Origin of the sequence: Bacillus pacificus (assembly GCF_020861345.1) — a bacterium.
Lineage (GTDB): Bacteria > Bacillota > Bacilli > Bacillales > Bacillaceae_G > Bacillus_A > Bacillus_A pacificus.
Genome location: NZ_CP086328.1, coordinates 2,601,968 through 2,623,381, shown reverse-complemented (window position 1 = coordinate 2,623,381; position 21,414 = coordinate 2,601,968). Strand labels below are relative to the sequence as shown.

General features: G+C 31.7%; 18 protein-coding genes and 1 riboswitch. Of the genes, 15 read left to right on the top strand and 3 right to left on the bottom strand.

Features of this window, described 5'->3' with window-relative positions; translation table 11 throughout:
- Nucleotides 1–311: 311 nt before the first annotated feature.
- From LMD38_RS13790 to LMD38_RS13780, 3 genes are all read left to right on the top strand, one after another.
- A complete protein-coding gene (locus LMD38_RS13790) occupies nt 312–2,099 on the top strand; it encodes an ATP-binding protein (RefSeq protein ID WP_061182352.1) in 1,788 nt (595 codons plus the stop codon).
- A 223-nt stretch (nt 2,100–2,322) separates the two neighbouring features.
- Nucleotides 2,323–4,449, top strand: coding sequence for a peptidoglycan D,D-transpeptidase FtsI family protein (locus LMD38_RS13785; RefSeq protein ID WP_061182309.1), 2,127 nt, complete (start codon nt 2,323–2,325; stop codon nt 4,447–4,449).
- Nucleotides 4,450–4,786: 337 nt separating this feature from the next.
- Nucleotides 4,787–5,965, top strand: a complete 1,179-nt coding sequence (locus LMD38_RS13780) for a macrolide family glycosyltransferase (RefSeq protein ID WP_062822558.1) — start codon at nt 4,787–4,789, stop codon at nt 5,963–5,965.
- Between the two features lie 48 nt (nt 5,966–6,013).
- Here LMD38_RS13780 and LMD38_RS13775 read toward each other — a convergent pair whose 3' ends face one another.
- Nucleotides 6,014–6,694 (bottom strand): aspartate/glutamate racemase family protein, encoded by a 681-nt coding sequence (locus LMD38_RS13775; RefSeq protein ID WP_000864407.1) that lies wholly within the window; start codon nt 6,692–6,694, stop codon nt 6,014–6,016.
- A 153-nt stretch (nt 6,695–6,847) separates the two neighbouring features.
- A riboswitch (SAM riboswitch) is annotated at nt 6,848–6,963 on the top strand.
- A 139-nt stretch (nt 6,964–7,102) separates the two neighbouring features.
- Here LMD38_RS13775 and LMD38_RS13770 point away from each other — a divergent pair.
- The 4 genes from LMD38_RS13770 to LMD38_RS13755 all read left to right on the top strand — a co-directional run bounded on the left by LMD38_RS13770 (nt 7,103) and on the right by LMD38_RS13755 (nt 10,398).
- Nucleotides 7,103–7,651: an ECF-type riboflavin transporter substrate-binding protein gene (locus LMD38_RS13770; RefSeq protein WP_001038197.1), complete on the top strand. Its 549-nt coding sequence runs from the start codon at nt 7,103–7,105 to the stop codon at nt 7,649–7,651.
- A 10-nt stretch (nt 7,652–7,661) separates the two neighbouring features.
- Complete coding sequence (locus LMD38_RS13765) at nt 7,662–9,362, top strand: ABC transporter ATP-binding protein (RefSeq protein WP_016717590.1); 1,701 nt, start codon at nt 7,662–7,664, stop codon at nt 9,360–9,362.
- On the top strand, nt 9,355–10,155 hold the full coding sequence (locus tag LMD38_RS13760) for an energy-coupling factor transporter transmembrane component T family protein (protein ID WP_062822559.1): 801 nt from the start codon (nt 9,355–9,357) through the stop codon (nt 10,153–10,155). Before LMD38_RS13765 ends, LMD38_RS13760 begins: the two co-directional genes overlap by 8 nt.
- A 135-nt stretch (nt 10,156–10,290) precedes the next feature.
- Nucleotides 10,291–10,398 carry a YjcZ family sporulation protein gene (locus LMD38_RS13755; RefSeq protein WP_000120182.1) on the top strand — a complete coding sequence of 36 codons (108 nt, stop codon included), beginning with the start codon at nt 10,291–10,293 and terminating at the stop codon, nt 10,396–10,398.
- 92 nt (nt 10,399–10,490) lie between these two features.
- Here LMD38_RS13755 and LMD38_RS13750 read toward each other — a convergent pair whose 3' ends face one another.
- Together LMD38_RS13750 and LMD38_RS13745 are read right to left on the bottom strand one after the other, a co-directional pair.
- Nucleotides 10,491–11,759 (bottom strand): LytS/YhcK type 5TM receptor domain-containing protein, encoded by a 1,269-nt coding sequence (locus tag LMD38_RS13750; RefSeq protein WP_062822560.1) that lies wholly within the window; start codon nt 11,757–11,759, stop codon nt 10,491–10,493.
- Between the two features lie 88 nt (nt 11,760–11,847).
- On the bottom strand, nt 11,848–12,729 hold the full coding sequence (locus tag LMD38_RS13745) for a protein kinase family protein (protein ID WP_016717592.1): 882 nt from the start codon (nt 12,727–12,729) through the stop codon (nt 11,848–11,850).
- Between the two features lie 127 nt (nt 12,730–12,856).
- On the opposite strand from LMD38_RS13745, the gene LMD38_RS13740 reads away from it, so the two are divergent.
- The 8 genes from LMD38_RS13740 (at nt 12,857) to LMD38_RS13705 (ending at nt 21,339) form a co-directional block, all read left to right on the top strand.
- Nucleotides 12,857–13,366: a GrpB family protein gene (locus LMD38_RS13740; protein WP_000437697.1), complete on the top strand. Its 510-nt coding sequence runs from the start codon at nt 12,857–12,859 to the stop codon at nt 13,364–13,366.
- A 104-nt stretch (nt 13,367–13,470) separates the two neighbouring features.
- Complete coding sequence (locus tag LMD38_RS13735; RefSeq protein WP_000413330.1) at nt 13,471–14,001, top strand: hypothetical protein; 531 nt, start codon at nt 13,471–13,473, stop codon at nt 13,999–14,001.
- 12 nt (nt 14,002–14,013) lie between these two features.
- Nucleotides 14,014–14,688, top strand: coding sequence for a response regulator transcription factor (locus LMD38_RS13730; RefSeq protein ID WP_001163823.1), 675 nt, complete (start codon nt 14,014–14,016; stop codon nt 14,686–14,688).
- The gene (locus tag LMD38_RS13725; RefSeq protein ID WP_000594489.1) at nt 14,685–16,100 is read left to right on the top strand and encodes a HAMP domain-containing sensor histidine kinase; all 1,416 of its coding nucleotides are present in this window, start codon (nt 14,685–14,687) and stop codon (nt 16,098–16,100) included. Before LMD38_RS13730 ends, LMD38_RS13725 begins: the two co-directional genes overlap by 4 nt.
- Before the next feature lie 106 nt (nt 16,101–16,206).
- On the top strand, nt 16,207–17,196 hold the full coding sequence (locus tag LMD38_RS13720; protein WP_000644612.1) for a zinc-binding dehydrogenase: 990 nt from the start codon (nt 16,207–16,209) through the stop codon (nt 17,194–17,196).
- Nucleotides 17,197–17,442: 246 nt separating this feature from the next.
- Entirely contained in the window at nt 17,443–18,042 is a 600-nt protein-coding gene (locus LMD38_RS13715; RefSeq protein WP_001110136.1) for an undecaprenyl-diphosphatase, read from the top strand.
- 370 nt (nt 18,043–18,412) lie between these two features.
- Nucleotides 18,413–20,551: a penicillin-binding protein gene (locus tag LMD38_RS13710; RefSeq protein ID WP_062822561.1), complete on the top strand. Its 2,139-nt coding sequence runs from the start codon at nt 18,413–18,415 to the stop codon at nt 20,549–20,551.
- A gap of 191 nt (nt 20,552–20,742) precedes the next feature.
- Complete coding sequence (locus LMD38_RS13705; RefSeq protein ID WP_001042679.1) at nt 20,743–21,339, top strand: TetR/AcrR family transcriptional regulator; 597 nt, start codon at nt 20,743–20,745, stop codon at nt 21,337–21,339.
- Nucleotides 21,340–21,414: the final 75 nt, after the last annotated feature.

Sequence of the window (21,414 nt, the reverse complement as noted above, 5' to 3'; positions counted from 1 at the left end):
ATATTTAATGCATTTTTATAATACAACTAATGCGTATGAATTCATGTCAAAACTTAACAAATGTAAGGAGCTAAGGAGAGTTTGTGCAACATAAAAGATCATGATTGGCACAGCTAATAATTAATCGGTGATGAAAAAACTTACTAATTAGAGTTTCAATTTGCACGGATATATTTTTTGTTTTTAATTGAAAAATAAAATTTGTTCGAATAATTATTCTTCAGCTATATACCTACAGGCACATTCTTCGTATAATGGAGAAGTATGAATTTTAAATTTGTATGAATTTTACATATTGAGGTGAAAAAGGAATGAATGCGCGGCTAATGGAACTTATTGATGTGAGTACAATAGAAACCATGGCAGAACAATTTTATCAATTAACCAACATATCACATCAACTTCTTGATGCTGAAAAAGAATGTATATTTTCATTTGGAATAAATGAAAAGAAAATATGTAAACTTCCCAAACTTGAAATCCCCATTTTTTTATACAATCAATATTTAGGATCTTTTGTTGTATGGTCTCAGAAAAGCGAAATTTTCAATTGCCAAAAATACTTTGAAATGCTTTCAAATTTAATTATAGATGGAGTAATGAAAGGATTTCAAAATAAAAATACAACGTTACTTACTCGAAAAGAGGAGGAACTACATACAATCTTACAAAACATGCCTGTTATGGTTGATGCACTTGATTATAATGGAGATTTTGTTTTGTGGAATCGCGAATGTGAAATTGTGACAGGCTATACTGCGGAAGAGGTAATTGGAAATCCAAACGCACTTCGATTACTGTATCCGGATCATGATTATCGTCACGAGATACAAAAGAAATTTTTGACTCGTGGAAAGAACTTTAGAGACTGGGAAATGCGTTTAACTTGTAAAAATGGTGAAATTAAAACGATAATGTGGTCCAATATATCAGAACAGTTTCCTGTAAGTGGATTTAGTTATTGGGCTGTTGGTGTGGATATTACACATTTAAAAGCAATAGAAGAGAAATTAAAACAACAAACGTCTGAATTAGAAGTAATTTTTCAGGCTTTACCAGATTTATGTTTCTTAACGGAAGATGATGGAACAATTATTGATTATAAAGCAGGATCCCCTACAAAATTTTACGTACCCGCAGAAGCTTTTATGGGAAAAAAGTTTTACGAAGTATTACCATCTACAGTAGCAAAAAAATTTCAAGAAGCAATTTGTCAAGTGAAAGAAAAAGGGACAAATGTAATTGTGGAATATCCACTTACAATTAATGAAAGTATCGATTTCTTCGAAGCTAGATGTTTACCGTTATTGCATGATAAAATTATGATTATTGTACGTGATATTACAGAGCGGAAAAAGACAGAAGAATTGCTAAATAAATCAGATACACTTGCAGCAATCGGTCAATTAGCAGCTGGTGTTGCTCATGAAGTTAGGAATCCATTAACAGTCATTAAAGGCTTTATACAGCTATTTCAAATTAATAAAGAAGATCAAGAAAAATATTTTGATCTAATGCTTTCTGAAATTGAAAGAATAGAAGCGATTCTTCAAGAATTTTTATCGATTGCTAAAACAGATGAACTAAGCACGGAAAAGAAAAATCTTTATCAAATATTTAAAAATGTCGTTTCGTTAATAAATACAAAAGCAATTATGACAAATATTCAAGTTGAATTATATGCAGATTCCAAAGATATAATCATTGAATGCTCAGAAAATCAACTGAAACAAGTATTTATTAACATTTTGCAAAATTCAATCGAAGCTATGCCAGATGGTGGGAGAATTTCAATTCACATAAAAGAAATAGGCAAAGATGGTATCATTATTAATGTAATTGATAAAGGAATAGGAATACCTGAAGAACGAATTAAAAGATTAGGTGAACCTTTTTATAGTACGAAAGAAAAAGGTACCGGTATTGGATTGATGTTAAGTTATAAAATTATTGAAAGTCATCAAGGGAATATAAGTATTATGAGTGAGGTTGGCTTCGGAACAACAGTAACGATTTACTTGCCAAAATTTCAGAGTAAAAAGCCTTTATCAAATTATGATGATAGATTTGAATCGATACGTCCAATTATTAACTCTTAAATTTATTAAATACCCAATAACCAAAAGCTAAGCTTTTGGTTATTGGGTATTTTTGTATTTAATTTAGAAAACTTTACCTTTTCTTTAGATTTGCTTTAATTTCTATTAAGTTTTTATCAATATATTAGTATTTGTGCAAAGTAATGTATAGAAAATGTGCATTACTTTTAATATATAGATTCAATTATTAATAGAAATACAGTAAGGAGGAGATTATGACAAGGTGAAAAAACAAGAGAAAAAAAGCGGTAGAGCAGTACCGATGCGGTTAAACATTTTATTCTTATGTGTATTTATATTGTTTTCTGCCATGATTATACAATTAGGTAAAGTACAAATTATCGATGGTGAGACGTATAAAAATGAAGTGGAGAAGAGAGAAAATGCAACCGTAAGCCTTTCTGTGCCGCGGGGAAAAATATTTGACCGAGAAGGGAATCCAGTAGTTGATAATAAGTCTTTACGTACAATTACATATACAAAGATGAAAGGTGTAAAATCAGAAGAAATATTAAAAACAGCAAGACAACTTGCAGACATAATTGAAATACCACAAGAAGATATAGACAAGCTAACTGAGACGGATAAGAAAGATTTTTGGATGCAATTAAATCCGAAACTAACTGAAAAATTAGTATCTAAAAAAGAAATAAATAAGTTCAGAGATAAAGATATTACCGGAAAAAATTTAGATAAAAAAATTGAAGAGTTAAAAAGAAAACGAGTTACAGATAAAAATCTTCAAGGTTTAACAGATAAAGATATTAAAGTGTTAGCTATTAAAAGTAAGATGACTTCTGGTTATCAAATGGCTCCTCAAATTATTAAAAAAGATGTTAGTGAAAAGGAATTTACTATAATTAGTGAAGGTTTAGCAAATCTCCCAGGTGTAGATGTGTCGGTTGATTGGGAGAGAGTGTATGTAAATGATGGATTATTCCGATCTGTTCTTGGAAATGTTTCTAATTCCGATGAAGGATTACCAGGTGAGCGATTAGATTACTACTTAGTACGTGATTATAGCCGAAATGATAGAGTTGGAAAAAGTTATATTGAGCAGCAATATGAAGAGGTACTTCATGGTACAAAAAAAGAAGTAAGAAGCGTTGCAGATAAACAAGGTACTGCAATTAGAACGGAAACAATTTCTGAGGGAAAGAGCGGTAAGAACTTAACTTTAACGATAGATATGGAATTACAGAAAAAAGTAGAAGAAAGTATAGAAAAAATATTAAAGGCATATAAAGGATCTGAATCTATGTTGGACCGTGCTTTCGTTGTAATGATGAATCCGAAAAACGGACAAGTATTATCAATGGCTGGGAAAAGACTTGTAGAAAAAGACGGGAAAACAGAAGTTGAAGACTATGCATTAGGCACAATGACTAGTTCATATGAGCTGGGATCAACAGTTAAAGGTGCGACAGTTTTAACTGGATTTGAAACGAAAGCTATAACACCAGGTACTTATTTTTATGATGCACCTATGAAGTTTAAAGGTACTAGGGAGAAGAAGTCTTGGAAAGAGTTTGGAAACATTGATGATTTAAGAGCGTTACAAGTCTCTTCAAACGTTTATATGTTTCATACAGCATTAAAAATTGCAGGTGTGGATTATGTGAAAAATAGTTCATTAAATATTAAACAGGAACACTTTGATAAAATGAGGTACTATTTCAGACAATTCGGATTAGGTGTTCCAACGGGCATCGATTTACCGAATGAAACAGCTGGACAAATTGGTAAAAAAGATAATCAGCCGGGTTTCTTATTAGATTACTCAATTGGCCAGTATGACACGTATACACCACTTCAGCTCGTACAGTATATTTCAACAATTGCAAACGGTGGATATCGAATGAAGCCACAAATTGTACAAGAGGTAAGAGAGCAAACGTCGCAAAAAGATGAGATTGGTAAAGTGGTGCATGCAGTAGAACCAATTGTTTTAAATAAAATTGATATGAAAGAGGAATATATAAATCAAGTAAAAGAAGGATTTAGAAAGGTATTCCAAGAGGGTGATGGAACAGGAGTAAGGGCGTTCCAAAAAGCATCTTATAAACCAGCAGGTAAAACAGGAACAGCACAGACGGTATACGGTGGAGAAAGTGATATTGGAAGAAATGAAAAAGGCGAGAGAAGAGAATGTTATAACTTAACGTTAGCAGGATATGCGCCATATGATAATCCAGAAGTAGCGTTTTCCGTAGTTGTGCCGTGGGTTATGAATGATAAATCTGGTATTAATTCTGATATTGGAAAAGAAGTTTTAGATGCGTATTTTGAATTGAAAAATAAGCGATTGACTGGAGAAACTGTAAAAATAGATAGCTCTAAAGAAGATTAAAACATATGAAATGTTATAAAAATAGAGTTGTCTTATTTAGGAATTAATTCAAAATGGGTGAGAAAGAAGAATAAAATTATTCTATCAATTATTCACATTTTATAAAATAAAACATATATTGATAGCATAGGACAAGCTGAAAAGCTTATTCTAACCTCACAGAACACTCCTTATCACGGTTTGGCATCTACTTATGTAGATGCTTTTTTTAATTAAATAACTGATAATTATTTATCAATCTAAAGTAGCAAGTATATTAGGACTATTAGGGGAAGTTTGACGGTAATAATTACAGTATGCTTAATAAGTGAATTGAAATGTAAGGAGTGAGAAATAAGTGCTAAATATTTTAGTGGTTAATTTTCCAGCAGAGGGACATGTAAATCCTACATTAAGTTTAGTTAAAGCTTATACTGAACGGGGGGATCACGTACATTATATTACGACAGAACAATTTAAAGACAGAATTGAAGATTTGGGAGCTATTGTATATACACATCCAGATTTATTAAAGGAGATTTCTATTGATTCTGAAACTCTAGATGGGCTGAATTCTTTCTTTCGTGTACATGTTCAAACTTCTTTATATATATTAGAAATTGTGAAACAATTATGTGAAAACATACATTTTGATTTCGTAATTTATGATATATTTGGTGCTGGAGAGTTAGTAAAGGAGTATTTACAAATTCCAGGCATAGTTTCTTCTCCTATATTTTTAATTCCTACTGAATTTTTGGAGACTTTACCTTTTCATCCTAATGCAGCAATACCATTCCGACCTGATGAAATTTCTGAACAGTTGTTATATCAAATGGATCGTGAATTTGGAGTAAAGCCTAAAAATAATCTTCAATTTATGCATAATAAGGGAGATGTTACTCTTGTGTACACAAGTCGTTATTTCCAACCTAATAGCGATTCGTTCGGAGAAAATAACATTTTTATTGGACCAAGTATTTCAAAGCGTAAAATAAATGTTGAATTTCCACTTGAATCGCTTAAAGATAAGAAAGTTATTTATATTTCAATGGGAACACTGCTTGAAGGGATCGAACCATTCTTTAATGCATGTATTGATGCTTTCTCAGATTTTAATGGATTAGTTGTAATGGCAATTGGCGATAGAAATGATCGTTCTAAAATTAAGGAAGCGCCAAACAATTTTGTAATTGCTCCATACGTACCTCAATCAGAAGTATTAAGTGAAGCAGATGTTTTTATTACACATGGCGGTATGAACAGTGTACACGATGCTATTCATTTTAATGTCCCATTTGTCATCATTCCACATGATAAAGACCAGCCAATGATAGCACAAAGATTAACTGAGCTTGAAGCAGCGCATCGGTTATTGAAAGAGAATGTTAATGTGCAAACGTTAAAAGAAGCGGTAACCGATGTTCTTTCAAATGAAAAGTATAAGCATGGAATACGAAAACTGAAAGATAGTTTTTTAGATTGTGGTGGTTCAAATGAAGCAATCACAGTGATTACATCTCTTTTAAATAAATAGTGTGGGTAATATAAAAGCATAGAGGCGCACCTTTATGCTTTTATATGATTATCCCGCAAACTGCACAGCAGTATTTGCATGTAAAAAAGCAGTATCAAAAACAGGAACAGTAAGGTCGTTTTGGGAAATGAGCAACGGTATTTCGGTGCAACCTAGTAGTATACCTTCTGCGCCATTTTGAATTAATGACTTTGTAATTTGTAATAGCTTTTCTTTTGATGTTTCTGAAATAATTCCTTTACTTAATTCATTTAAAATAACATGATGAATAAAATTTCTTTCCTCTTTATTGGGGATGATTGTCTCAATGCTATAATTCGCTAATCGTGATTTATAGAAGTCTTGTTCCATCGTTTGTTTCGTACCCAATAATCCGATACGCTTTATATTCTGTTCTACCATTTCTTTAGCACTTACATCACCTATGTGAAGAAGTGGAATGGATATTGCACTTTCCACTTCTTCAGCAAATAGATGGACCGTATTGGAACACATTAATAAACATTCAGCTCCGGATTTTTCAACCTTCTTTGCAACGGTGACTAATTCGTTTTTCACTTCTTCATATTGGTGATTTTGTAATAAAGTAGTTACTTCACCAAAGTCCATGCTATATAAAACAAGCTTTGCATTTTGATCGTATTGAGAGAGTGTAAGTGTATTAATATGTTTATAGTATAATGATGTAGATTCCCAACTTAGTCCACCAATTAAACCGATTACTTTCATCGTACATTCCTCCCGTAACTATTTTGAATTTATTATTTCACAATTCCGATAAGAATACAATGATTTAAATGTACTATTAAACAAAAAATAAAAATAATTAGAAAAGTATTGAAATTTATATTTTTTAATGCCATAATACGAATTACAAATTAATACTTATCCAGAGAGGTGGAGGGAACGGCCCTATGAAACCTCAGCAACCCCTATATATATTTATAGGAAGGTGCTAATTCCGCAGAGAACACGATGTGTTTTTTGGAAGATAAGAGGATTCTTGAACGTGAAAGAAAATGACCTCTTATGTAAGAGGTCATTTTTTGTTGTATAGAAAGGGAGTGTCGATGCATAATTCATTTTCAAAATAAATATAGAGTAATAAAAGTTGACTATTAAGAGAGGAGAATTGTAATGAACAAATTATCAACAAAATTAGTAGTGGCAATCGGAATTGGAGCAGCATTATACGGGATATTAGGACTTTGGGGATTTTCTATTGCACCCAATACATTTATTAAACCTGCGTTAGCTATTTTAACCATTTTTGGTGCGTTATTTGGCCCAGTGGCAGGACTGTTAATAGGACTTATCGGTCATACCGTAACAGATACAATTGCTGGCTGGGGTATTTGGTGGGGCTGGGTTTTTAGTTCCGGCATTATCGGCTTTGCAATGGGGCTCATTCAAAAAAGAGTTGGCTTTAGTGTGAAAAACGGGACATATAATAAAGGAGATATTTCCTATTTAGCTATTACTGGGTTAATTGGTATTGTCATTGCTATTATATTTGCTGGGGCATTCGATATTATCGTGATGGGAGAACCGTTTGATAAAATTGTTATACAAGTATTAGGTGCAACAATTGCTGATGTTATTGTATTTTTAGTTCTTGGATTGCCAATTACAATAGGGTTAGCTAAATCTAATAAAAAACATACACATTTAAAAATTGAAAAGTAGGGATGTTAACATGCAACCAATTATTTCTTTTGAACAATTCAACTTTCAATATAAGCATGCAGCGCAGCCTACTGTTAAAGACGTTACATTTCATATATATCCTGGGGAAAAAGTGCTGATTGCTGGGCGAAGTGGTTCAGGGAAATCGACATTAGCTCATTGTATGAATGGGCTAATCCCATTTTCTTATGAAGGGACTAGTACTGGTACTATTTTAATTGACGGAAAAGACCCGAGGAAAGGAAGTATTTTTGAACAGAGTAAACAGGTTGGAACAATTTTGCAAGATCAAGATGCACAATTTATTGGTCTTACAGTAGAGGAAGATGTAGCTTTTTATTTAGAAAATGAATGCGTAAATGAAGATGATATGAAAAAGATTGTTTCGGAATCATTAAAAAAGGTAAAGATGCATAATTTTCATAAACAAAGTCCACATGAATTATCAGGAGGACAAAAACAAACTGTTTCTTTAGCAGGTCTGTTAACAACAAATGCTCATATATTATTGTTCGATGAACCGTTAGCAAATTTAGATCCAGTTAGTAGCTTACATACAGTAGAACTTATTAAAGATATACATAAACAATATAATAAAACAATTGTAATAATTGAACATCGAATAGAAGAAATGTTAAACCTAGATTTAGATAAAATCATTTTAATTGATGAAGGAGAAATTGTTGCGATAGGCACACCAGAAAAGATTTTAGCATCAAATATATTACCATCTATCGGATTAAGAGAACCTATGTACATAGAAGGCTTAAAGAGATTGCATTTTGATAGTAATAATGACGTAATATACCCACTTGAAAATCTTCAAAGGGAAAGTGTTAGTGGAGTAATAAATGAGTGGATGGAGAAGCAAACTTTTTGTAAAGATACTCCTACAAAAAAAGAATTATTGAAAGTAGAGAATTTGTCATTCTCATATCCTAATAAACAAAAAGTATTAGACAATGTAAATTTCTCTCTATTTAAAGGGGAAATAGTAGCACTCCTAGGACATAATGGAGCTGGAAAATCAACACTAGCTCATAGTCTTATAGGGATAAACAAAACAAAAAATGATAGGATTTTAATTGATGGAGTAAATATCAATTCTTGGTCTATTCGTAAACGCGGTGAGGTTATATCTTATGTGATGCAAAATCCAAATCATATGATTACACAAGCTACTGTAATGGAAGAAATTTCATTTTCATTAAAATTAAAAAAATTTTCGAAGGAAGAAATTAAGCTTAGAGCAGAGGAAACATTAAAAATTTGTGGCTTGTATCCATTTCGAAATTGGCCAATTCAGGCATTAAGTTATGGGCAAAAAAAGAGATTAACGATTGCATCTGTACTAACAACAAATCCAAAACTTATCATATTAGATGAACCGACAGCGGGACAAGATTATTATCATTATAAACAATTTATGACGTTTATTAGAAAACTAGCTGCAAAGGGAATATCCTTTATTTTTATCACACACGATATGAATCTCGCATTAGAATATGCAGACAGAGCAATAGTTCTAAAGGAAGGAGAAGTTATTGCGAATAATACTGCATCTATTGTATTAGGTCATCCAGAAACGTTAAAAAGAGCGAACTTAAAGGAGAGTTCTTTATTTAAACTCGTTAAATTTAGTGGTATTGCAAATCCTGAAAGGTTTATGGAACTTTATTTTGATGATATTAGGAGGGAGGAAGGTGTATAATACATATTTTCATCGCATGGACGGATCAGTGAAATTGTTATTATTTATTTTTTGTATGACACTTACTTTTTTATTTTTTGATTTTCGCATATTGCTATTCGTATTTATAATTGGATGTATCGGACTTCTAGTTGCTAAAATTCCATTTCGTAAAATTTTTATTGTTTTTACTGTTATATTTACATTTAGTTTATTAAATTCTGTCATGATCTTATTTATTACACCAACCCATGGATCGGAATTAACTGGATCGTATACTTCATTTGTGTATATTGGATATGCAACAATTACATACGAAACATTATTTTATGCAGCTACACTTTCGTTAAAGTATTTTACGTTATTACCATTTACAATTATTTTTATTTATACGACTGATCCAAGCAAATTTGTGAGTAGCTTAAGTAAATTTCGAATTCATTATAAAATTACTTATGCGATAAATATTGCATTACGTTATATACCTGATATTCAGTCCGAATATAAAGTTATTAAACATGCCCAAGAGGCGAGAGGAGTAGCTTTTGAAAAAGGAGAAGCAAGTTTATGGATCCGCATGCAAAACCGTGTCTTAATTTTCTGGCCTTTAATTATTCATTCTTTAGAGAGAATCGATACAGTTTCAAACGCAATGGATTTAAGAGGATTTGGAAAGAAGGATACACGTACGTGGTTCTATACAAATAAAGCGAAAAGCCGGGATTTCATTGCTTTATTTGTAGGTATTTTCATTTTAATTGCTGCAGTATATTTAAAGTTACATGTATTTCAAAATTTTTGGTATCCATTTTAAAGCACTCTCAAATGAGTGCTTTTACTTATTTTTATATAGACATGCTCAAAAAAGGGATATTTACATAATGTATAATACGAACCAGTTAAAATGATCAACTACCTATTAGTTTTCAAACCAAAAGGAGGAGAAAATATGAGTTACGGTGGTTCTTGTGGTTTTGGTGGAGGTTTCGCTTTATTAGTTGTATTATTTATTTTGTTAATTATCGTTGGATGCAGCTGTTGGGGCGGAGGGTACTAATTTTTAATTAGTCTCCACAAATGTAAAACTAAAAAACATAGAAGATACTTATGTATCGAAACAAATAAAAAAGGAGCATAAATGCTCCTTTTTTATTTATTGTTAGATGCGTTTGTATTACATTTCGGAAATGTAATTGTCAAAGTAGTACCTTTATTCATAACGCTTCGGATTTTCAAATTACCTTGCATCGTTTCAATGATCTTAACAGCAACCATTGTACCTAAACCTGTACCTTTCGTTTTTGTACTAAAATACGGTTCGCCAAAGCGATTTATTTGCTCTTGTGACATACCAATTCCGCTATCTTCAATTCGTATGATAACTTTATTATTACTAATAGAAGAGGCGATATTTAAAGTGCCACCATTAGGCATTGCTTCAATACCATTTTTTATTAAGTTTAAAAAGCATTGCTGAAAGTGCTGTTTATTACCAACTATTGTTGCATTGGAGAAATCTTTCGTAATATGTACCGTATTCATATTACATAAGGGCACTATCATATTAATAACTCTATTTAACTCTTGTTCGACTGAAATATGATCTAATTTTTCTGGAGCAGGTTTGGCAAATGTTAAATAGTCATCAATAATTTCTTGAGCACGATTTAATTCTTCAAGTATATGGTCAATATATTTGTCTCTCGATTCGGGAGTTAGATTGGATGTTTTCAAAAGTTGTGTAAATCCTTTTACGACAGTTAAAGGGTTTCTTACTTCATGTGATATGCTAGCAGCGAGTTGGCTAACAATCTCCATTTTCTCCACTTTAATTAATTTTGATCGCATACATACTGCATCTTTTATAACTTCATTTATATAAACAATAAATAGCATTAGAGTAGTCGGTAATATTATGAAGTAAATAATATACAAATTATTTACTTCAAAATTTGATAAAGTTAACACAATCACAGTTGTAAATATTGCTAGGAAAAAGGTTAAAAACATGGAAAAAGCTACTTTTATTTTTCTATTATATGTATTAAATTTTGCGGATGCGAATGCTGTAATGATAAACATTATTCCGTAAACAATGACAGTTAGCATATTAAATCCATAAAATAAAAATCTTGTAATTAATAAAATTGTAAACAATATGATACCGACAGGGAATCCACCATAGAGTGTACCAATTATGACTGGGATTTGTCTTAAATCATGAATACAACTCTCATCCATATAGATAGGGTATCTCATACATAGAATAAGTGGGATACTCGAACAAAGAGTAATAAGTAGTATTTTATATTTCTTTAAATAGCGCCCGCTATCGTATATAAAATAAAAAATAAATATACTAATTAGAATGTAAAGAAGATTATTTAATACGTTTTGATTAATATAAACAAAGTTCATAATATATTTGCCTCGTTATTTTGAATTTCCATTTCATATATATTATACATGATTATAGTAGAAACTTTTTGCTTTTAATAATATAAGTTTATATTTTTTCAGTATTAGCCATGTTTAGCCACTCTTCATAAAATGTTTCAACCGATACATATCGTTCCATTCGGTTTTCATTTACAGCACGATACGCTATTTCATATAAATCCCTACTTGCTTCCCATTTTGTAAAGGAGCGATCTTTTCCACCACCTAAAATTGCGAAAGCCATTGCACCCATATTAAATACATTTGTTCTCGCATCAATCATAGCGTTTAGCTCGAATTCTTCAGGAGACATAAAACGTGAGGAACCCCATAATCTTCCCATTTTATTTACGTATGGTTTTTTAGAATATAAATCAATATCACAAATTTTCGTTTCATTTGTATTAAAATTATACATAATACTACCATCATAAAAATCTATTGCTACATAGTTTTTCTTTTCGACATATGTATGGAAAGAAAAAATGGAATTTAAGGATTGAACTCGTTTTCTAACAGGTAAATGCTTAAATTTATAAAATGGAGAGTTTGGATTTTTATATTTCTCAGGAGGCGGGAAACTCCAGTGCGAATGAAGACATTCACCATCAAACCAATCGAAAATTAATACATATCCAGATTGAACTGGAAAATGTTCAATTAGTTTTATAAGCGAGTTATGCTTTAATTCCTCGTATAGGGAAACTGATTTTTTTAACCGTTCAATAGCGTCGTTTATTGTTCCTTCGTATGCAATTGTTTGTGCCCCTGCGTATTTAATGAATTTTTTATGGCCATTTTTTTCAACACCAAAACTTATATTACCTGAATCTTGCTGGTCAAAAACTGCAAATACGGTTCCTAATTTCAAGAGCCAATCAAAATTATGATGTTCTTTTAATTGGAATGTTATTTGATTTAACTGAATTTCAACTGGTTTAGCTTCCATAATATACCTCGCATTTATTATAATTAAGTTGTATATTTCATTATTCGACATATTTTGTAAAAATCCTATGTTAATCACATGAAATTTTATAAATATAATGATGAATACTTATAGGAGTGTGAATAAAGTGGAACAACAAATCGTTATTAAATCATATGAAAAAGAGTGGCATGAAGAGTATTTAAAAGAAAAGGAAAAATTTATTTCTTTATTCGGAGGAGATTGTATTGCTATTGAACATATAGGGAGCACATCTGTACAAGGGTTAGGAGCGAAACCTTTAATTGATATGATGATTGGCGTAACAGATTTGCAAATTATCGAAAAGTGGATTGAAGATTTATTAAAAATTGGATATGAGTACGTTCCAAAAGAATCACCTAATTGGCGTTTTTTTAGAAAGGGAAAATGGAGAGCGGGCACTCATCATTTACATGTCTATATTTATAATAGTGACGAATGGAAAAACAATCTTTTATTTCGAGACTTTCTAATAAAGCATGAATGGGCACGTAAAGAATATAGAGAACTAAAAGAGAGACTTGCAGCTACATATCCTTTTGATCGAGTTTCATATACAAGTGCAAAAGCGCCGTTTATTCAAAAAATAATAAAGGAAGCTAAACAAATTAAGTGATCTTGAAATTCTCATTTTATTTTAATCTTGTTCTCATGTTCCTTTCTTTTTTATTTGATATTCTGCTGGTTACAGAAACTTTTTAAGAAAGGAGCTTAAATGAAATGGAAAAGCTACTAAAACATAAATCTTTTCATTTATTTGTAAAAATTATAGGCTTTACTATTATTTTTTGTAGTGTAGCATTGTTACTTATTAATGTAATTTACGGCAACGTATTAAATGTAAAAGGGTTAAATAAGAAATTAGGTTCTTTCGGTGAATATGGGACGATTTTAGCTGCATCATTATGGTTTTTACGTCATGTATGGTTATTTTTTAAAAAGAAAAATATAATTGGGGTTAAATTGATAAAAGATTTATATTTGTTCATTAAAAAATTTCACGTATTAATTGGATATACTGTATTAGCTGTATCAATTACTCACGGTGTTTATTTTTTATTAAAAGGAAGTCGACATATACTTATATTTTATAGTGGTATATTCTCCCTTTTTATTTTAATTATACTAGGTGTCATTGGACTTTTCTTACAGAAACATGATAAAAAAATAAACTTGATATTGTATAGAAAAGTACATCAAATTATGGCAATTATATTTGGAGTAGGATTACTGATTCATTTAACTGTATAGGGGGCATTGCTGTTGCAACACATATTAATCATTGAGGATGAAGAAAATTTAGCTGATTTTTTAGAGTTAGAACTAAAGTATGAAGGATATAAAGTCGATATACAGTTTGATGGGCGGAAGGGTTTAGAGGCTGCACTTGAAACAAATTATGACCTTATTCTGCTGGATTTAATGCTACCAGGATTAAATGGAATAGAGGTGTGTCGTAGATTAAGGGCAACTAAAAATACACCAATTATTATGCTAACTGCACGCGATAGTATTATGGATCGCGTGACAGGATTAGATAGCGGAGCCGATGATTATCTTCCGAAACCATTTGCAATTGAAGAGCTGTTGGCACGTATGAGGGTTATATTTAGACGGGAAGAACATATAGAAAACAAGCATGTTTCATCTCTTACGTTCAAAGATTTACAGCTCCAGATTGAATCTCGAACTATTACAAAAGGAAATGAAGAAATCGAACTTACAAATAAAGAATTTGAACTCTTGCTTATGTTTATGAAAAATATTAATAGAGTACTTACCCGTGATGTTTTATTGGATCAAGTATGGGGATATGATGCAATGGTTGAGACGAATATCGTTGATGTATACGTTCGTTATTTACGTAACAAGTTACATAGTGTAGATAAGGAGGAATATATCCAAACGGTCCGCGGTGCTGGATATATAATGAAATGATTAAAAATATTGTGCATCAAATTCGAAATCTACCTATAAAGTGGAAATTAACACTTTGGTCCACTACATTAGTATTTATTTTATTCATTTTATATAGCACTTTGCAGTTTATTGTAATCAATAAGTGGACTATAGATTATGAACAGAAACAAATAAATAGGCAAGTGACAGAAATAGCGGCATATTACCAAGATAAAAGTGATACCCTTTCGATTAAAACGTTTGAAAACAGTAAAGATTTCTTAAATAATATGATTGATAAACATCAAATGATTCGTGTTATCGGCATGGATGGAAAACCAATTGTTACTGTTTCGCGAGATTTTAATGAGACATGGATAAAGCCAAAACAAGTTTTACAAGATGAATTATTTATAAAAAGACATGTAGAAGATCGCATATTAGTTAAACGTATACCAATTCAAACAAAAGAGTTCACTGGCACGATTGAACTTACGAAAAACTTAGAGGCTTTTGATCATTTATTAAAAATTATTTTAGTGGTAATGATTATTGCCGGAATATGTGGATTAATCCTTAGTTTTTTAGGTGGGGTACTAATCACGAAAAAGCTATTATCAAGTATTCAAAATATAACGAATACGATGAAGCGTATTAAGAAAAATGGGCTAAATGAACGGGTTCCAGTACGTGAAAATAATGATGAACTTGCAAAATTATCGTTTCTTTTTAACGAAATGATGGATGAAGTAGAAACTTCCTTTACACAACAGAAGCAGTTTGTAGAAGACGCATCCCATGAACTGAGAACACCACTAACAATTATTCAAGGACACTTGTCTATGTTAAATCGGTGGGGGAAAAATGATCCAGCAGTTTTAGATAAATCGCTTCAATCCAGTTTAAAGGAAGTTGATCGTTTAAATAAGTTAGTTTTAGAATTGCTAGAACTATCAAGAGCTGAATCAGAACAGATGCATCCAATTGCAGCTGATCCAGTCCATGTAAATAGCATATTAAAACAAGTTACACAAAACTTTGCTGTACTTCAAACTGAATTTCAATTTGATATGAAACTGGGTGAAGATTCGGCATATGTCTCAATCCCTTCATCTTACTTAGAACAAATTATTATTATCGTATTGGATAACGCAGTGAAATATACAAAAGAAGTTAATAAATATATTTGTATTGAATCTAGTGTACAATCAGGGAAAGTTAAAATTCGTATCATAGATCGTGGTGCGGGAATACCCGAAGCTGATTTACCATTTGTTCTTAACCGCTTTTATCGTGTGGACAAAGCAAGAAGTCGAAAACAAGGTGGAAACGGTCTAGGTTTGTCTATCGCAAAACGTCTTGTAGAGAAATACAACGGAACTATTCGAATAGAGAGTAAAGAAGGTGAAGGAACAATCGTTACGATTATACTGCCTACCGTTTCACTTTAATACATTGAAAAGAAGGGGTGTTTTTACATTCCTTCTTTTTTATAGTCAAATTACTTTGTTTATTTCGAACTTTCTAGTACATTAGAATTATTAAGGGGGAATAAAAATGAAAGCTATCGTACAACAATATAAAGCAGGATTTGAAGGGGTAGAATATAAAGTATTACCTGAGAGAAACCCTAGCGCTGGGGAAGTGAAAGTAAAATTAAAATCAGCAGGATTAAATCATCGAGATTTATTTATAATGAATAATAGAAAAGAAATGCAAGTCCCATTAGTTCTAGGATCAGATGGTGCAGGTATAATTACAGAGATTGGAGAAAGTGTTTCAAGAACTTTATTACAAAATGAGGTTATTATTAACCCTAGTATTGGATGGGATCATATTGCTGAAATACCCGAGTTACCAGAGGTGTTAGGTGGACCGAAAGATGGAACGTTTGCTGAATGTGTTATTGTGCCAGTAGAAAATGTAGTGGCAAAACCGTCATATCTTTCTTGGGAAGAGTCTGGTGTTTTATCTTTATCGGCACTAACTGCATATAGAGCGCTTTTTACAAAGGGTAGATTAAAGCGTGGCGAACATGTTTTAATTCCGGGGATAGGCGGCGGTGTAGCGACGTTTGCTATGTTATTTGCAAAAGCAATTGGCGCAAAAGTAAGTGTTACTTCAAGGATAGAGAACAAAAGGAAGCTTGCCGAAACATATGGTGCAGACTTTTCCTTCAATAGTTCTGGAAATTGGGAAGAGAGTTTGCGCGGAGAGAAAGTAGATTTAATAATTGATAGTATAGGGCCAGCAACATTCTTAAAATATTTTGATGTATTAAAACAAAATGGGAGAATTGTTAATTTTGGCGCAAGCTCAGGAGATAAAATTGAATTGCCTTTACGAGCGTTATTCTATAATCAAATTGATATTATGGGGACATCTATGGGTAGCCGTGAAGAATTTAATGAGATGATGAAGTTTATAGAGAAATATAAGATTAAACCAATTATGGATAAAGTGTATTCGTTGGAAGAAGCGACTCAAGCGTTAAGACGTATGGAACAAGGCGAACAATTCGGTAATATTGCACTTCGTATGTATTAAAAATATGATTTCTTAACTAGTATATTGAAGTAACTATGTTATGTATTCTACACATAAAAAGCATATGATTCATATTGTTTTAAAGGTTTTTCAGCTTTATACATAATTGGCCGTTATAATTAGTCTTAATATTGTCAAATAAGTGATAGTAAAATGAGAATTTGATGAGAAAAGTTTCAGCCCATTTTCATATTGATGTTGTATACTGTGTAAATCAAGAAAGCTTTTATGCAAGGAGAGAGTATTATGAATTACACAGTATTTCAATGGTTTAATAATTTTGCTGGATCGTCCAAACTATTAGATTCGCTAATGATCGCTATTACAAATAGTGCTGCATATGTAGCGATTTTATTTATGGTTATCTTATGGTTTAACAATGGAAAGAAAATTAATGCAATAAAAAAACAATATACAGTGTTATATACGACACTTTCAGTCATTATCGCATTACTAGTAAATGTTGTGATACATGCGGTATATTACCATCCACGTCCGTTTGTATCACATGATGTACATCAATTAGTACCACATGCAGCGGACTCATCATTTGTTAGTGATCATTCAGTACTTGTATTTTCAATTGCATTTGTATTTTTGCTTAGAGGAGAAAAACTTAAATATGTCGCTCTTATTTGGGCAGTATTAGTCGGTGTTTCACGTATGTACGTAGGTGTTCATTATCCTTTAGATATACTGGGTGCTGCTTTCTTAACATTTATCACAAGTGGCTTAGTAGTGCAAAGTACACGTACGTTTGAGCCGATAGCGAAATTTGTATTTAAAACGTACGCGTTGGTAGCGAAACGTATTCCTTTTTTAGCGAAATATAATCATTTAGCTTAATTTTATAAATAACTATTTGTAGGTTTGTTTGAAAGTTCTCCTTTGGAAATCCAGAGGGGAACTTTTTATTGTGCACAAGATAAGGGCCATAAGTATTAAAAGAGTGACAAAATAATACTGGGTTAGCATTAAAAGTCTTTATGAAATTTGTAATTTATAATAAACCAACCATCTAATGATGGAATATTCTTAAATTTCACGTACCGTAATATAAATAGATAAAAAAAATAGAAACAGAAACAATAACTACTTTCAGACTGTTTTAAAGGAATTAAAAGGAAATGTTCGAAACATATAGTAGTGAAAGTAAAAACTACATATTTGGTAGCACATCTTTGTAGTAATTAATGGTGAAAGAAAGGAGCGAAATATGCATAAACTTCAAACGAATAAAGGCGCGCGGTATTTTATGATTGCTTTTATTGTTTTGTTTCTTATTATGCTTTTACGTTTTTTCTATATTCAAGCAGTAGGAGTCGTGCAAAATGTGAATGTAAAGGATTTAGCAAATGAACAACATAATAAAAATGGTGTTTTGGAAGCGAATCGTGGCACGATTTATGATCAAACTGGAAAAGTGCTCGTTCAAGATTCAACAACGTATCGTGTTGTTGTGAATTTGAAAGGTAATGACAAAGTGAAAAATAAAGATGAAACTGCAGAGCAATTAGCTACTGCGCTTGAAATTGATAAAGAGGACGTATTAAAAAATTTCCATGAGGGGCGTACGCAAGTTGAAATCGGAAAAGTTGGCCGGAATTTGTCTAGGGAAAAGAAAGAACAAATTAAAAAATTGAAAATCCCAGGTGTTTCTTTTATGCCTGAGAAAGCAAGAGTGTATCCAAATGAAGATTTTGCATCTTATATACTTGGTTTTGCTAGACCAGACGATAAAGGAAATACAGAAGGGAAGTTTGGACTTGAAAAAAGTTTAGATAAATATTTACGCTCGACAAATGGGAATATAGAATATGTGGGAGCGCGAGGAGGTATCCCGCTTACAAATGATATAGGAAAAATAGAACCCGCTAAAAATGGAAATAACGTATATCTTACGCTTGATAAACAAATTAATAGTTTTTTAGAAGAAGCGATGAATAAGGCGCAAGAGCACTATGATCCTTCTATGTTAGTAGGTATTATAGCGGATCCAAAGACTGGGAAAGTTTTAGCTATGTCTAGTAAACCTAGTTTTAACCCTAATAAAGGGGATATTGAATACTTTTTAAATGATCCAATCGCAAATGCATATGAACCAGGTTCAACGATGAAAGTATTTACGTTAGCTGCTGCAATCAATGAAGGTGTATATAACGGGAAAGAATATTTTCAATCCGGCAAGTATTCAGTAGGTTCAGCGGATATAAAAGATCATAATGGTGGGTTTGGATGGGGATCTATAACATTTGATGAAGGTTTTGAAAGGTCATCAAACGTAGCTTTTTCTATTTTAGAAGATCAGTTATTAAAACCAAATAAATTTAAGCAATATATGAATAAATTTGGTTTTAACCAAAAAACGGGAATAGATTTACCTGGTGAAAGTAAAAATACTTTACTATTAAATACACAAATTCAACAAGTAACAACTTCTTTCGGACAAGGTTCTACAGTAACTCCAATTCAATTAATCCAAGCTGCTACGGCTATAGCAAATGACGGGAAAATGATGCAACCATATATCGTTGACAAAGTTGTAAATCCAACAAACAAGCAAGTTATTATGGAAAATCAACCGAAAGAAGTTGGCAATCCGATAAAAAAAGGGACTGCGGACAAGGTAAGAGACTTAATGGAGCGTGTTATTACGTCTTCAAAAGGTACAGGTACAATGTATAAAGTCGATGGTTACCCAATAGGAGGCAAGACAGGAACAGCCCAAATTCCGAATCCTGAAAATGGACGATATATGGAAGGAAAAGAAAATTATATTTTTTCATTTTTAGGTATGGCTCCAATTGATGACCCAGAGTTAATTGTATACTTAGCTATTAAGCAGCCAAAGTTAAAGGGAGATGAATATGGAGCTCAACCACTCGCTGAAATATTTAAACCAGTTGTGAAAAATAGCCTTGAATATTTAAAGGTGAAACCATACACAGAACAACAAATGGCCGATGCAACGAAAAAATCCCAATTAAAAGTGCAAAACTATGTGAATCAATCAATAGATACGGTAGAGAACAATGTGAAAAAAGAGAAACTCCAACCGATAATTTTAGGCGAAGGAAAAATAAAAAAACAATATCCGCAGTCTGGTGAAGTAATGAGTGAAGGTGATCGTATATTTTTATTAGGAAACAACGCAACAATGCCCAATTTACAAGGTTGGTCAATGCGTGATGTTATGTATTTTTCTAAACTATTAAAATTAGATTTAAAAACTTCAGGTACGGGATATGTAACAAATCAAAGTATTGAAAAAGGACAAGCTATACAAGAAGGCGATGCATTAGAACTAAAATTAGAACCACCGTTACAACCGTTAGCAGAGGCAAATACAAATTAATTCAAGCAATGTGAAGGGTCTATATACAATAGGCTCTTTTTTTTATAGAGTTTAGTAATTTCACGCACCGTAATTTTTATAAAAAATAATAAATAAGAAACTTAACAGTTACTAAAACAAAAAAACTTACATATATTGAAATTAGAACGATTGTTCAATTTTTTTGTATGAAATGACGGAAGGAGTCTACATTGAATAAAAGACGATACGATAGCGATTTAGCCAAAGAAATAATAGCAGAGAAGGCGACAGAATTATTTTCCTTAAAAGGATATACAAGAACTTCAATTGATAACATTGCAAAAGCCTCTGGTTATAGTAAAGGACATATATATTACCATTATAAAAATAAAGAAGAATTATTTGTTTATTTAGCTAAAGACAGTATGAGAAATTGGCACGATAAATGGGAAATAGCAGAAAAACAGTATACAAATGCTACTGGGAAATTATATGGGATAGCTAAATTTGTACTTTATAATTACAAAACGCCATTATTAAGAGCAGGACAAGAACTTGCCTCTGATCCGAGCGCGAACCCTTCTACAATTCAACAACTCTATGGTTTAGCTGTTATCCCTTTAAAAACATATCAAAAAATTTTGGATGAAGGTATACAAAGTGGTGAATTTTATATAGAAAATGTTGAGGATTCAAGTCTTTTATTAGGTTCATGGCTAGGTGGATTATGTCAATTCATTCATTCATTTGAAACAGAGAAATTAGAAGTTTTATTTAATGAAGCCATTACGATTTTTTTACTCTCTATTTCAAACAAACATGCGTAGCATTACAAGCGAATTAGAACGATTGTTCAAATCTTTACACTCGTCCGTTTTCATTATATGTATTAACAACAGGAG